Annotated in this window: 11 protein-coding genes, 1 tRNA gene and 1 pseudogene; 1 reads left to right on the plus strand and 12 read right to left on the minus strand. The window is 31.0% G+C overall.

Features of this window, described 5'->3' with window-relative positions:
• Positions 1-85 precede the first annotated feature (85 nt).
• From G4L40_RS02730 to tpx, 8 genes and pseudogenes are all read right to left on the minus strand, one after another.
• Positions 86-1,333: a site-specific integrase gene (locus G4L40_RS02730; RefSeq protein ID WP_166235631.1), complete on the minus strand. Its 1,248-nt coding sequence runs from the start codon at positions 1,331-1,333 to the stop codon at positions 86-88.
• A gap of 249 nt (positions 1,334-1,582) precedes the next feature.
• Positions 1,583-1,670: transfer RNA gene (locus tag G4L40_RS02735), tRNA-Ser, on the minus strand.
• A gap of 146 nt (positions 1,671-1,816) precedes the next feature.
• Positions 1,817-2,950, minus strand: coding sequence for a 3,4-dihydroxy-2-butanone-4-phosphate synthase (gene ribB / locus G4L40_RS02740; RefSeq protein WP_166235632.1), 1,134 nt, complete (start codon positions 2,948-2,950; stop codon positions 1,817-1,819).
• 587 nt (positions 2,951-3,537) lie between these two features.
• Positions 3,538-4,971: pseudogene (locus G4L40_RS02745) on the minus strand (LptF/LptG family permease); the annotation flags it as partial.
• 10 nt (positions 4,972-4,981) lie between these two features.
• The gene (locus G4L40_RS02750) at positions 4,982-5,626 is read right to left on the minus strand and encodes a LolA family protein (protein WP_235922574.1); all 645 of its coding nucleotides are present in this window, start codon (positions 5,624-5,626) and stop codon (positions 4,982-4,984) included.
• Positions 5,627-5,639: 13 nt separating this feature from the next.
• Positions 5,640-8,159: a DNA translocase FtsK gene (locus tag G4L40_RS02755; RefSeq protein WP_166235634.1), complete on the minus strand. Its 2,520-nt coding sequence runs from the start codon at positions 8,157-8,159 to the stop codon at positions 5,640-5,642.
• 33 nt (positions 8,160-8,192) lie between these two features.
• Entirely contained in the window at positions 8,193-8,567 is a 375-nt protein-coding gene (locus G4L40_RS02760; RefSeq protein ID WP_166235635.1) for a diacylglycerol kinase, read from the minus strand.
• A 4-nt stretch (positions 8,568-8,571) separates the two neighbouring features.
• On the minus strand, positions 8,572-9,069 hold the full coding sequence (tpx, locus tag G4L40_RS02765) for a thiol peroxidase (protein WP_166235636.1): 498 nt from the start codon (positions 9,067-9,069) through the stop codon (positions 8,572-8,574).
• A 146-nt stretch (positions 9,070-9,215) separates the two neighbouring features.
• Between tpx and G4L40_RS02770 the strand changes: the two genes are divergently transcribed.
• The gene (locus G4L40_RS02770; RefSeq protein ID WP_166235637.1) at positions 9,216-9,785 is read left to right on the plus strand and encodes a fasciclin domain-containing protein; all 570 of its coding nucleotides are present in this window, start codon (positions 9,216-9,218) and stop codon (positions 9,783-9,785) included.
• A gap of 70 nt (positions 9,786-9,855) precedes the next feature.
• Here the strand turns inward: G4L40_RS02770 and G4L40_RS02775 are convergent, their stop codons facing one another.
• From G4L40_RS02775 to G4L40_RS02790, 4 genes are read right to left on the minus strand one after another with little or no spacing between them, the layout of a single operon-like run.
• Entirely contained in the window at positions 9,856-10,494 is a 639-nt protein-coding gene (locus G4L40_RS02775; protein ID WP_166235638.1) for an alpha/beta hydrolase, read from the minus strand.
• Positions 10,495-10,498: 4 nt separating this feature from the next.
• Positions 10,499-10,822 (minus strand): hypothetical protein, encoded by a 324-nt coding sequence (locus G4L40_RS02780; protein ID WP_166235639.1) that lies wholly within the window; start codon positions 10,820-10,822, stop codon positions 10,499-10,501.
• Positions 10,823-10,847: 25 nt separating this feature from the next.
• Positions 10,848-12,104, minus strand: coding sequence for a dihydroorotase (locus tag G4L40_RS02785; protein ID WP_166235640.1), 1,257 nt, complete (start codon positions 12,102-12,104; stop codon positions 10,848-10,850).
• Positions 12,101-14,026 (minus strand): vWA domain-containing protein, encoded by a 1,926-nt coding sequence (locus G4L40_RS02790; protein ID WP_166235641.1) that lies wholly within the window; start codon positions 14,024-14,026, stop codon positions 12,101-12,103. The genes G4L40_RS02785 and G4L40_RS02790 overlap by 4 nt, the downstream gene beginning before the upstream one ends.
• Positions 14,027-14,131 lie beyond the last annotated feature (105 nt).

Genomic DNA, 14,131 nt, shown 5'->3' on the forward strand with positions numbered 1-14,131 from the left:
TAGATTTTAGTTTGTCAAATAAAACTAAAATCTATTAAAATTATTGCAAATAAAATACTAAAAATTTTACAAAACTTTATATTTTTTAATAATTAATTGGTTTTGATTGGTTTTGTATGTTAGCATTGAATTTTGCTTTCAATATTTGCATATCCTCACTAATTTTCTTGTCTAAAATTTTAGCATAATGCTGTGTTGTTTTTAGATTGGTATGTCCTAACATTTTACTTACGGTTTCAATTGGAACTCCGTTACTCAATGTCACGGTTGTCGCAAAAGTGTGTCGAGCAATATGAAATGTTAGTTCTTTGTTGATTCCGCAAACCGTTGCAATTTCTTTCAGGTAAGCGTTCATTTTTTGATTGGAAAGTATAGGAAGAATGTTGCCTTTGTTTTTACTTGCTGGATGATTTTCGTATTTATCCATAATATATTTAGCTGTTGGTAACAATGGGATTTTAGAATTAGTATCTGTTTTCTGGCGGTTTTTATTTATCCATTTATCTCCATCGATACCCAGAACAATATTATCCGGTGTCAGTTGTTTCACGTCTATATATGCTAATCCAGTAAAGCAACTGAAAACAAATATATCACGAACTAGTGCCAAACGTTCTGAAACGAATTCTTTTTCCATCAAACTTTGAATTTCCTTTTCTGTAAGGAATTCACGAGTTACCTCTTTGACTTTTGCTTTGTAATTTGCAAATGGGTCTTTATTTAGCCATCCATTGGCCAAGCAAATGTTTATAATCTTGTGGAAGTTTTTAATATACTTTACAGCTGTGTTGTTCGCACACTTTCTTTCTGTACGAAGATAGAATTCATACTCGGTAATAAAAGCATGATCTATTTTCTCAATATCAATATCCGAAACTTTGTATTTCCATTGGAGAAAGTCTTTTGTATGTTTCAAGGATGTTTCATAACGTTCTAGTGTTCCTGGAGCGTACTCGCTTCCAACCAATTCTTTAATTTTTCGGTTGTGTTCTGTGAAGATAGGGATTAGTAGGCGTTCGCGTTGTTTTATGCCAAAAAGTTCATTTCTGAGGTTTTCGGAATTAACTAGAATTTCTTTCTTGTATAATCTTTTTTCAGCATCCATTATCTGATTTTTGATTATGTCAAGTTGATTATTTATTGATCTAGCATCTTCCGAATTGCCCTTAACTTTGGCACCTTCAGTAGACCATTTGTCTGGACTAATAAATTTATTCGTACTAAACTCAAATCTTTTTGAGTTAATTGTCACACGAGTGTAAATTGGACATACACCGTTAACATTGATTTTTGCTCTTTTTATGTAAAAGAGAATTGATACTTCAGAATTCATAATCGGTAACCTTTTAGTTTATATTAAATTTAATTGATTTAATATCATTTTACAAGATGTTCATTTGCTAAACAGCTTGTAAACTTTGGTGTTTCGACAAAAAGGAGTCACTTGGTTGCATTAAAAACTATAGACCCCTTGAAAGACACCATAACTTTGAGTTTATATGAATAATTTGATGAAGATATAAAAGAAAAAACCCACTAAATCGTTGAATTTAGTGGGTTTTAGTACCGTTTGTATTTCTACTGGCGGAGAAAGAGGGATTCGAACCCCCGGACCTGTTACAGTCAACAGTTTTCAAGACTGCCGCATTCGACCACTCTGCCATTTCTCCAATAAGTCGTGCAATCATTTCCGTATTGCGAGTGCAAATATAGAACGTTTTTTTATTTTTGCAAACCTTTTAAGGATAAAAAATATAAAAAAATACACTTTTTTTTTAACTCTTTCATTACGAAATAATTATAGAATTAAAAAAAATCAATAATTTACATATTCCGTAATTTCTAAACCATATCCAATCATTCCTACGCGCTTTGTTTGCTCTGTACTGTTTGAAAGTAATTTGATTTTTGAAATATCAATATCATGCAAGATTTGAGCTCCAATACCAAAATCTTTGGTATCCATTTTAATTTGTGGTGCTTTTAACTCTCCTGATTCTTGTATTACTTTTAATTCAGTCAATCGATCTAATAACTCTATAGACTGTATTTCTTGATTAATGAAAATGATAGCTCCTTTTTCAGCATCGTTTATCTTGCGAAACATATCATCTAACTTTTTATCAAGATTATTTGTCAAAGTACCTAAAATATCATTATTAACTTGGGTTGAATTAATACGTGTTAAAATAGATTCTCCACTACTCCATGTGCCTTTAGTTAAAGCAATATGAACTTGCTTATTAGTAGTTTGCAAATAAGCTCTCAAACGAAATGTTCCAAAACGTGTTTGGATATCAAAATCTTCTTTCTTTTGAATTAAACTATCGTGTTGCATTCTATAAGCAACTAAATCTTCAATAGAAACTAATTTTAAATCAAACTTCTTAGCCACTTCTACTAATTGTGGTAAACGAGCCATCGTTCCATCCTCATTCATGATTTCAACAATTACCCCAGCTGATTTAAAACCTGCTAATCGGGCAAAATCAATAGCTGCCTCTGTGTGACCTGTACGTCTTAAAACACCACCTTGCTTCGCTATTAGCGGAAAAATATGTCCTGGTCTTGCTAAATCATAAGGCTTAGTATCTGGATCAATAAGTGCTTGAATTGTTTTAGCTCTATCAGAAGCAGAAATACCCGTGCTTACTCCATTTCCTTTCAAATCTACCGAAACGGTAAAGGCAGTTTCCATATGATCTGTATTATTACGAACCATGGCGTGTAAATCTAATTCCTTACAACGAGATTCTGTCAAAGGAGCGCAAATAAGACCTCTTCCATGTGTTGCCATGAAATTAATCATCTCTGGAGTTACTTTTTCAGCAGCGGCTAAAAAATCACCTTCATTTTCTCTATCTTCATCGTCCACTACTATAATGATTTTTCCTTGTCGGATATCTTCAATAGCTTCTTCAATAGTGTTTAGTTGTATGTTGCTTGACATGGGGTAGTTAGTTGTTGTTTGTTTTAATTACTGAATTCAGAAACTGCTTCTTTTAATTGCTTTTTATTATATAAATAAATTAAAAGGAAAAAAGGAAATCCAAATAAAAGAGCTATATAAATATTTGTAAAATTATTTCTATTAGTAATTTTACTTATCTCTTCTAAATTCTGTTGGGATTTATAATTAAAAATGTAAAATAAAAATAAAATTATCAAACCTAAAGCTATTATTATTAAATTATTTGTTGTTGAAAGAGCAGAGAATACAAAAGAAATTATATAAAAAACAATGGCCAAATTAGAAAAGCTATTGTATTGCTGTTTCAAAAATGTGAGTCTTAAGTACGATTCATTAAAAAGTGAATTCTTTTCAAGTAATTCATGCTGTGAAATTCCTCTTATTTCAAGTATCTTTAGTGCAATTAATCTTTGCCCTGAATTATAATTAAATTGTTCTGAATTTTTAACAATATTCATCAAAACACTCGTTTCTTTACTCATAAAATCTTTTATAAACACATCATTTTCATCTAACTGAATTGTATCTAAAGAAACAATCTCTTTTTTAAATTCAATTTCGCTTGTATTTTTTTTATTAAATAACTTCATAATTGGATCTGTTATCCAATCAAAGTTGACCATAATTCCAATATCGTTAGTAGCTCTATAAGTTAATAATATTGCAAAAGGCGTCATTAATATAGAAGCCAACCATGCTCCAAGAAATGGCGGAATAGTATCTTCTTGCGCTAACTTTCTTCCAAATGTATTAATGAAATGAAAAGAAATAAAGATTAGCATCGCAAATACAATTGGCAAACCCAATCCTCCTTTTCTAATAATAGCTCCCAAAGGTGCTCCAATAAAAAACATCAAAAGACAAGAATAAGCAATAACAAATTTTTCATGAATAGCTAACCAATGTGAATTAATATTTTTTGATTTGTGCTCTAAATCTGTTTTGCTATTGTGTATACTAAACTCTGTACTTGAAACATTATTTTTGGCCATTTCAAGGATTTGTCTTTTTTCTATTTTTGAAAAAATTGATAACAAATCTCTTGTTTCATTTTCCTTTACATTAGGTTGCACAACCGAATTAGGCATTTTTTTATTAAAAACATTGTCATTTCTTTGTACAATATTGTCTGCAAAAGAAATTACATCTTTATTATAGCTTTTTTGAAGTGAATCGATAGTATATTTTAATTCAGGAACTGTTAACATTTTTTCAGATGTAATCTCTCCATTATCCATCTCTGCCTGATTTAACTTGGTTAAATCAATATTAATTACATACTTTTTAAAACTACTTTTGGCGAAAGGCATTTTATTTCGCTCTTCATATTTTTTTGGATGAATATCTTCGTAATAATAACCATCATACAATTCCAATTGCAAATAGTTTGAATCATCTTCACTAGTTAATAAACCTCTTTTTGCTTTAATAATAGTGTTGGCTCCTAATCCCATGTTATTATTTTTAACATGCATAGTAACACCTTCTAAAAACTCTCCGTTGTCTCCAGATTTCTTATCTACCTTAATATTCGAAGTCCCAATAGTATTAAATTGACCTTCTGCGATAGCCATAGCTGGTTTTTGCTGTACAATTGTTTTTCTAAGATTTATGAATTTATATTGTGCTTCAGGAATAACATTATTAGCAAAAAAGAATGAGACAAATGCTAATATTCCAATAGTTATCGTTAGCATTTTCATCGCTCGTTGTAAAGAAATCCCAGATGATTTCATTGCCGCAAACTCATAATTCTCAGCAAAACTTCCAAAAGTCATAATACCCGCCAATAAAATAGATAAAGGCAAAACCAACGGAACAATGGTAGGAGCATAAAATGAAAGGAACTTTATAATTGTAAAAAAATCTAAATCTTTACCCGCTAATTCGGCAATAAAAAGCCAAATTCCTTGCAAAACGAATATAAAAAACAAGATTACAAATACCGTAGTAAATGTAATCATGAAGGATTTAATAATGTATTTATCTAAAATTTTCACCCGAACTTTTTTAGTCTAATTTATTGATGTAATAATTAGGATATTTTGATTTGGTAAAGGTAAAATGATTTTTCGATAATGGTTGATTTGTTTTAAAAGAATTAACAGTTAACGTTGTTTTTGTTCCATTTTTTCCAACTTCAATAACTGTATAGATATGTTTTGTTTGTGTATCGATTCCTATAAGAATTTCTTTTCGTGTATCTTTGGCGCTATTAGGCGTCAACTTTACGTATTGAATTTTTCTTCCTTTTACATTTTGAAGTATGTCCCAAGCATATTTATATCCCGAATTAAAAAAAGTTAACATCTTATTAGGTGTTATCGATTTATCATCGGATTCGTTATAATCTTCTACTGTTATCTCTTCATCTTCAGGAACAATTGTGTATATTTTTTTTCCATCAAAAATTTTAGTAACTCCCATAAAGTTCAAGTTATATAAGTTGCCTTTTAATGCCACATTACCATTACTTTCTTGGTTAATTTTCTCTTTTGGGTTACTCAAAGAATATTTAAAGTCGATTACTATATTTTCATAAGACTTCACTTTAGCAGACACCTGATCTAAAAGCTCTTTTGCTTTTTTAGCATCTTGTGCATGCACTGATAATCCTATAAAAAGTACAAATACAACACTTAAAATACGTTTCATTTTGATATTAATTTTATTCATTATTTAAAAAATGTTCCAATGCTACTAAATCTGGAATTAAAACGGAACGGGCTTTACTTCCTTCAAACGGTCCTACAATACCTGCTGCCTCTAATTGATCAATTAATCGTCCAGCTCTATTGTAACCTAATTTTAATTTTCTTTGTATCAAAGAAGCACTTCCTTGTTGTGCCGTTACAATTACTTCTGCGGCTTCTCTAAACAAAGAATCTCTTTCAGAAATATCTATATCAAGTTTTATGCCACTTTCCTCACCTACATACTCAGGAAGCAAATAAGCTTCTGGATAAGCTTTTTGTGAACCAATAAAATCACATATCTTATCTACTTCTGGAGTGTCTACAAAGGCACATTGTACTCTGACAATCTCATTTCCTTGTGTGTATAATAAATCACCTCGACCTATCAACTGGTCTGCTCCTCCCGAATCTAAAATAGTTCTAGAGTCAATTTTAGAGGTTACTCTAAAAGCAATACGTGCAGGAAAGTTTGCTTTAATCATCCCTGTAATTACATTTACTGATGGACGCTGTGTAGCAATAATCAAGTGAATACCAATAGCCCGAGCTAACTGTGCTAGACGAGCAATAGGTGTTTCTACTTCTTTTCCTGCTGTCATAATTAAATCTGCAAACTCATCAACCACTAAGACTATATAGGGTAAAAAACGATGTCCATTTTGCGGGTTTAATTTTCTGTGTTTAAATTTTTCGTTGTATTCTTTGATATTTCTAACCATTGCATCTTTTAACAAAGAATAACGATTATCCATTTCAATACACAACGAATTTAAAGTATTAATTACTTTAGTATTGTCAGTAATGATAGCATCGCCACCATCTGGCAATTTGGCTAAATAATGACGCTCAATTTTATTAAAAAGCGTTAATTCTACTTTCTTAGGGTCAACCAAAACAAACTTAACTTCTGCTGGATGCTTTTTATACAGTAACGAAGTTAATACTGCATTCAATCCTACCGATTTTCCTTGTCCAGTTGCACCAGCCATCAATAAGTGAGGCATTTTTGCTAAATCCACAACAAATGTTTCATTAGAAATGGTCTTTCCTAATGCGATAGGTAGTTCCATTTCTGCGGTTTGAAATTTCGGTGAAGAAATTACGCTTTTCATTGAAACCATTGTCGGATTATTATTAGGCACTTCAATACCAATAGTTCCTTTCCCAGGAATTGGTGCAATAATACGAATACCCAATGCCGCTAACGATAAGGCAATGTCGTCTTCTAAGTTCTTGATTTTTGAAATACGAATTCCTGCTTCAGGAACAATTTCATATAACGTAACCGTTGGACCAACAGTAGCTTTGATTTGCGAAATACCAATGCTATAATTCTTTAAGGTATCTACAATTTTATTCTTATTTTCTTCTAATTCTGCTTGATTAATAGTAATTCCGCCTGAAGAATATTCTTTTAATAAATCAATTGGAGGAAATTGATAATGAGATAATTCTAATGTTGGATCAAATTCCCCAAAATCTTGTACTAATCTAGCTGCCAAATTTTCTTCCACCAAAACTTCTTCTTCTACTTTCTCAATTACAAAAGCATCTTCATTAACAAATGTTTCTTGTGGAATACTCCTATCTTCAATCGAAAAATTTTGTGTTTCAGGAATTTCGTTTTTTATTTTTGGATCCAAATTTAATTCAGAAGCATTTGAAATAGTTGGTTTTAATGCGTCTTTATCAATTTCAAATGAACTTGGATAAGTTTTCAATTCAAAATTTCCCATTTCCTCTTCATCTTCTGTAAGTACAAAATCATCCTCTTTAGAAGTAACGGGAATAATTGGCAAATCATTTTCAGCTTCTAAATGTTCCTCAGCTGGTAAATTTTCTGATAGTGTCGCGTCAGATGAAACTTCTGCCACCATATCTTCTTTGAACGAATCATTTGATTTTTCAAAAACAGAAGTAAAAGTATCAGGTGAAATCTTAATTTTAAATACCAAGAAAATTAAAATCCCAAAAAGCAACACCAATAAAGTTCCTGTTTTACCTATATAATCTTGAATGAATAAATTCATTTCATAACCTACAGTTCCTCCCAATTGCGGGATTACATTCCAAAAGAATCCTAATAAAACAGAACCAATAATAATTAAAAAACAATCCCAGAAGAAACTTTTTCTCAATTTAGTAAGTGCCATATCTAAAACCATATAGGCGCCAACTAAGAAAATAATTCTAATAAAAATAAATGAAGTAACTCCAAAACCTTTATACAAGAAAAAATCAGCTAAAAAAGCACCTATTTTTCCTAACCAATTATCGGTTTTAGCACTTCTATTTGCTAATTGCGCAACTTCACTCTGATCTGCATTCCCAGTAACAAAATAGGAAATGAAAGATAATAGTAACGCTATAGAAAAGAAAATAAGCAAAACACCAACAATAAACTTTTGTTGGCGGCTCATATTTAATGAAAACTTTTTATTGACTTTTTCTGTTGCTGTTTGAGCAGTGTCTTTTGAATTTTGTTTGGCCATTTAAACGGAACAATTTTTACAAAAGTAGCTAAATTAAAACAAATATGGAAAATAAATAATACATCCAATTGTAATAGCTGTCAAGGCAGCAAAAAACACTGCTCCAGCAGCAATATCTTTAATAAAACCGATACGCTCATGGTAATCAGGATGAATAAAATCGGCTATTTTTTCAACCGCAGTATTCAGTCCTTCGATACCTAAAACCAACCCAAAAACAAGGATTTGCATCATCCATTCCATTCGGTTAATTCCAAAATAAAAACCCGCAATTGTCATTAATACAGCCAATGATGATTGCACCATTACACTATGTTCTGTAGTAATTAATTTAAATGCACCTTTAAGGGCAAATACCATACTTTTTAACCGACCTGTAAAAAGCGTTTCGTCTTTTTCAAATTTCATATTTCTATAATACTGCTAATGCAGCTTCGTAGTTAGGCTCATCAGCAATTTCATTCACTTGTTCAGTGTGAAGAATAGTTCCATTTTCATCTAAAACTATTACAACACGTGAATGTAAACCCGCTAAAGGTCCATCAATAATTTCTAAACCATAATTTTTTCCAAAACTTCCGTCTTTGAAATCAGATAGATTGATTACGTTTTCTAACCCTTCAGCACCACAAAAACGTTTTTGAGCAAATGGTAAATCTCTTGAAATACACAAAACTTTAGTGTTTTCTAATGCACTCGCCTTCTCATTAAATTTACGCACTGATGCCGCACATGTTCCTGTATCTACGCTTGGAAAAATATTTAAAACTACTCTTGAACCAGCAAAATCAGCTAAAGTAGCAGTTCCTAAATCTATTTTAACTAAATTAAAATCTATTGCTTTTGTACCTACTTTTGGTAATTCACCTGATGTGTGAATTGGATTTCCTCCTAATGTTACTGTTGCCATACCTAATATTTTTTTGAAGAACAAATTTAAAGAATATTATCGAATCTAAATAAATAAAGTCTTAAGATTAAATTATTTTTCATTTTTTCAAATCCAATATTTATTTTTCTGCGTAAATGCAATTATAACTTTTAAAAATATAAAAAATGAAAACCTACAAAATTTTAGCTACAGGATTAGTAGCCTTCGGATTATTTTTCAGCACAACAACTTTAGCGCAATCAAAAGAAAAGACTGTAGAAGTAGGCGGAGCTCCAATGTATCCAAGTAAAAACATTATTGAAAATGCAGTAAACGCTAAAGACCACACAACTTTAGTTGCCGCTGTAAAAGCAGCAGGATTAGTTGATATATTAATGTCCGAAGGACCATTCACCCTTTTTGCCCCAACAAATGCCGCGTTTGATAAATTACCTAAAGGAACTGTTGAAACACTATTAAAACCAGAAAATAAAGAAATATTGCAAACTATTTTAAAATATCATGTTGTTGCTGGAAAATGGAACGTTAATGATATTATGGAAGCTACTAAAAAAGGAAATGGAAAATATTCTTTTAAAACTGTAAGTGGTGGCACATTAACTGCTTGGATGAAAGGCAACGACCTTTATATTACAGATGAAAATGGGAATAATGCTAAAGTAACTATTTCAGATGTAAATCAAAAAAATGGAGTTATTCACGTTATTGATGCAGTAGTAACTCCAAAATCTTAATGCTCATAATAGATTGTTTAGTTTAAAGTTGGTTCAAAAAAACTCCGAAATTACGTTCGGAGTTTTTATTTTATTTTTGTAACCAATTCTTAAAATCAAAAAAGTTTTGAGGTGCAACACCATGACCAACTGGGTACTCATGATACTCTACTTCTATCCCTAAACTTTCTAAAGCTGGCTTTGCTTTTCTTGCCCATTCCACAGGTATTACTTGATCAACAGAACCATGAGAAACAAAGAATTTTAAATGCGAAATCGCTTTGGTATCGATAACTTCTGGCATGATTTCCTGATTAAAATAACCACTTAACGCAACTACTTTTGTTATTTTATTTGGAAAAGTCAATGCTGTTGCGTAGCTCAAAATAGCGCCTTGACTAAAACCTATTAAATTTACATTTGTCGTATCAATTGGATATTTACTTACAATTTCATCTATGAAACTAGCAATTAACTGAACCGATTCTTTAGCTTGCTCATTGTCTGAAAATTTATTTTCATCTGCATCAAAATGAATCGCATACCAAGCATGACCATAAGGCTGTAAATCATAAGGCGCTCGAACAGAAATTACATAATATTCATCTGGTAATTCTGACGCAAAAGAAAACAAGTCCTCTTCGTTGCTACCATAACCGTGTAATAAAAGTAAAAGCGGATTTTTAGCTAACTTGATTTTTGGCTCTTGTATAAGATAATATAAATTCATTTTTTTAGAAGCTTTTAAATATTTTTTGATAAAATTCTCCTAAAAAAGGAACTATTTTCATTTGATCATTCAAACAATTAATGAATCCATAAATCCATAAAATAAAAATAAATACCCAAAAAGAAGCCGAAACCATCCAATTATCAAAATAACCAATTGGATATCCTAACAAAAAGAAAGTTAAAAAAATTCCTAAAGCTTGTCGAATATGAAAACTAGCAAATTCACTACGATTTTCTTCTTGATTCATAAATATAGCTATTACAGCACCTATAATGGTTAAATAGCTCACAATTGCCGTTTGTTTTCCTTGTTCGATTTTATTCATTTTACTAAAATTAATCCAATATCAATTAATCAATTATTAATTGTCCATTATTATAAATACCTATGACTTTACCTTTCATTTTTAGTCCTAAGAAAGCTGAATTTTTAGATTTTGAAAGGATGTTTTCTTTTCCAAATGTCCAATTATCTTCTGTTGTGAAAAGCGAAATATCAGCCTTATTTCCAATTGTTATTGATGAATTTTCTACATTGAAAACCAGTTTATTAGAATTCAGTTTCTCAACAACCACTTCAAGTGGTAGAATAGTTAATAAAGCACCAAAAGCACTTTCTAAACCAATGGTTCCATCCTTCGCTAAATCAAACTCTAATTTCTTATGTTCAATATCCAACGGATTGTGATCAGAAGTAATACAATCAATGGTGCCATCTAAAACGGCTTCTACCAAAGCTTTTCTTGTTGCTTCTTCTCGTAATGGAGGCAATACTTTGTATCGAGTATCGAATCCCATTAACACTTCGTCATTCAAAACTAAATTATGAACCGCAACACTACAAGTAATTTTTAATCCTTTGGCTTTTGCTTCTTTGATTAACTTGATACTTCCTTGTGTTGAAATAGTCGGAATGTGTAATTTTCCTCCTGTATATTCTAATAAAAATAAGTTTCGTGCCACTTGTAGTTCTTCTGCAAGCGCAGGAATTCCTTTCATTCCTAATTTTGTACTTACCACACCTTCATTTGCAATTCCGTTACCTTTTAAAGTACTATCCTGACAAAAACTAATCAACATACCATCGAAATCTTGTACATATTGCAAAGCAATTTTTTGAAGATTTGCATTTTGCATGGCTTTCTTGTAATCACCAAACGCAATAGCTCCGGCGTTTTTCATGTCGAATAATTCCGCCAAATCTGTCCCTTCGCTACCTTTGGTTAAGGCTCCGATTGGATATAAAGTTGTCGCTTGATTTTTAGCTCTATCCAATACAAATCGCACTTGAGCTTGATTATCTATCGTTGGATTTGAATTTGGTTGTAGTGCTACAGCAGTAAATCCGCTTTTAGCTGCTACTTTTAATCCGTTTTCTATGGTTTCTCTATCTTCATACCCAGGTTCTCCAAAAGAAACAGAACTATCCATCCAACCTTTGGAAACATGTAAATTAGGAATATTTACTACTTCAAATCCCGAAGTAGCTGAAATTTCTTTTTCTATTTGGGTTATCGTGCCATTCTCAATTTTAATATCCATCGTTTGGTTATGAAACGGACTTGATGTATCAATTATTTTGGCTTGTTTTAGAATAACTTGCGTCATTTTACAAATTTTTGGATTAGTAGTTCAGTTATTAAAAATAGTAGTGTTGCGATGATAAACCATTTCCAAATTTCATTACTTGTGCGTTCAGAAGCAATATCGTTTAGAACGGTTGATATGTTGTTTACTTTAGTAAAATCTTCAAAACTTGAAGTAGAAACTTGCGTTAAATCACTTTCAGTTCTTGGGTAATTAAAACTAATTTTACTTAACGATTGATTGCCTTTAATTACTTCAAAATTTCCAGCTTTTTCAGGATAATCTCCAAATGATAATTTACATTTTGCATTTAAAATTTGTTGCATTGGAATGAAACTATACTCTTTGTTTTTTATCGAAATTACCTCATCTTTTGCTAAAATGGTTTCTAAGATAAGTTTTTCGTTTTCTCCAATTGTATAAGCATTGACACCTGTTTTTCCTTGATTTTGACCCATGTTGTAAAATGTTGGAACAATCAGAGGAGCATTTTGAAAGTTACTATTCTGCTTATTTATCGGAGCCGAAAAAGCATAAAAAGTTCCCAAGCGATTGGTAGTCGAACCCACAAAAACAGCATTATCTTCGTATTGTAAAATATTTGTGATTCCTGTTAAACCAAAACTTTCTTTTACATTTGGATATTGAAAATTAGTCACCTTTTTCTCAAAAACAGTTTGATATAATGGATGACTAAAGTTGATTTTAGTAATTTGTTTAACCGAAGTCGTAAGTTGCGAATAACTCAATCCGCCGAAATTTTTCGCAAAACCATTCAAAAGACTTGGTGCATTTTTTGCATTCGGAATCAAAATAACATTACCTCCTTTTTCATAAAATGATTTCAATGTTGTTCCTAGAGCTGTTGGCAAATCTTCCAATTCATTTAACACAATCGCATCTTGATTTTCAATTTTGTTATAATCTAAAGTAGCTAATTCTGTACTTTGGAAATTGAATTCATCTGAAGTGAAAATACGACTTAAAAAATTGTTTTTATCTGAATTTCCAATAGCAATTACATTTGCTTTTTCTGGTTTTGAAATACTTAGATAATAGTCATTATCATAACTCAAACTATTATCTTCAATACTAATGTTTCCGTGGAAATCGTTTTTTGGTATGGTAATTGAAATTTCAGTTTTCTGATTTTCAAATTTTGCAATTGTTTTGGCAACCGCCTTGTTGTTACTAAAAACAGAAAGTGGCACTTCTAAATCTGTTTCACCAAAAGCATTTAACGAAATTTTTAATTCATAAAATTGGTCTAAAACTTGAGAAATTAGTACTTTTTCAATACTAACATTGTTTTTATTTTCTGCTTCAGGCTGAATGAAATAAACTACATTTTGTTCTGCTAAATCCAATGCTTTTTTACTTTCAGACTGAATAGCATCGGTTATGATTACATAATCTTTCTTGGTGTTCTTCTTTTTGGTTTCAACCTGATTAATCAAATAATCCAACTGAAAAGGCATAGCTGAATACTCTAAATTTTGCAATTCTTTTTGAATGGATTTTATATCGGTATCCCAAAAAATTTCAGAATTGGTTAGTAATGAGAATTGTTGATTTTCAGGTAATTCTTCTAATAATTCTTGGATGCTTCGTTTTAGTAATTCTCCTTTAGCCCCTTTGGCTTGCATCGAAAACGAATTATCTAATAATATGATAAGTTCGTTACCTTTATTAGTGGTGTCTTTGGCTTCAAAAAAAGGTTGGGCAAAAGCTAAAATCAAACAAGTTAACAATAATAAACGCGTGGCTAGCAAAAGCCATTTCTTTATTTTAGAACTTTTTCGGGTTTGAATTTGTAGTTCTTTGAGTAGTTTAACATTAGTAAAATACTCTTTTTTAAAGCGTCGCAATTGAAATAAATGCACCAAAATTGGTATAACCAACAGAAAAAGGAAATAGAGAATTTCTGGATGTTTGAACTGCATTTATAATTAGAATTTGTCAAAAGTACGAAATTCCATTTAGATTACTATAGATATTTGATTCATTTTTTTGGAACACGGATTACGCGGATTTGAGAAATTTACACA

The sequence above is a fragment of the Flavobacterium celericrescens genome, assembly GCF_011392075.1.
In the GTDB taxonomy this organism is placed as follows: domain Bacteria; phylum Bacteroidota; class Bacteroidia; order Flavobacteriales; family Flavobacteriaceae; genus Flavobacterium; species Flavobacterium celericrescens.

Bases quoted from the DNA above. Each gene is read 5' to 3' on its own strand.
- G4L40_RS02730 (WP_166235631.1), bottom strand. From the start codon at position 1,333: ATGAATTCTGAAGTATCAATTCTCTTTTACATAAAAAGAGCAAAAATC.
- ribB (WP_166235632.1), bottom strand. From the start codon at position 2,950: ATGTCAAGCAACATACAACTAAACACTATTGAAGAAGCTATTGAAGAT.
- G4L40_RS02750 (WP_235922574.1), bottom strand. From the start codon at position 5,626: ATGAAACGTATTTTAAGTGTTGTATTTGTACTTTTTATAGGATTATCA.
- G4L40_RS02755 (WP_166235634.1), bottom strand. From the start codon at position 8,159: ATGGCCAAACAAAATTCAAAAGACACTGCTCAAACAGCAACAGAAAAA.
- G4L40_RS02760 (WP_166235635.1), bottom strand. From the start codon at position 8,567: ATGAAATTTGAAAAAGACGAAACGCTTTTTACAGGTCGGTTAAAAAGT.
- tpx (WP_166235636.1), bottom strand. From the start codon at position 9,069: ATGGCAACAGTAACATTAGGAGGAAATCCAATTCACACATCAGGTGAA.
- G4L40_RS02770 (WP_166235637.1), top strand. From the start codon at position 9,216: ATGAAAACCTACAAAATTTTAGCTACAGGATTAGTAGCCTTCGGATTA.
- G4L40_RS02775 (WP_166235638.1), bottom strand. From the start codon at position 10,494: ATGAATTTATATTATCTTATACAAGAGCCAAAAATCAAGTTAGCTAAA.
- G4L40_RS02780 (WP_166235639.1), bottom strand. From the start codon at position 10,822: ATGAATAAAATCGAACAAGGAAAACAAACGGCAATTGTGAGCTATTTA.
- G4L40_RS02785 (WP_166235640.1), bottom strand. From the start codon at position 12,104: ATGACGCAAGTTATTCTAAAACAAGCCAAAATAATTGATACATCAAGT.
- G4L40_RS02790 (WP_166235641.1), bottom strand. From the start codon at position 14,026: ATGCAGTTCAAACATCCAGAAATTCTCTATTTCCTTTTTCTGTTGGTT.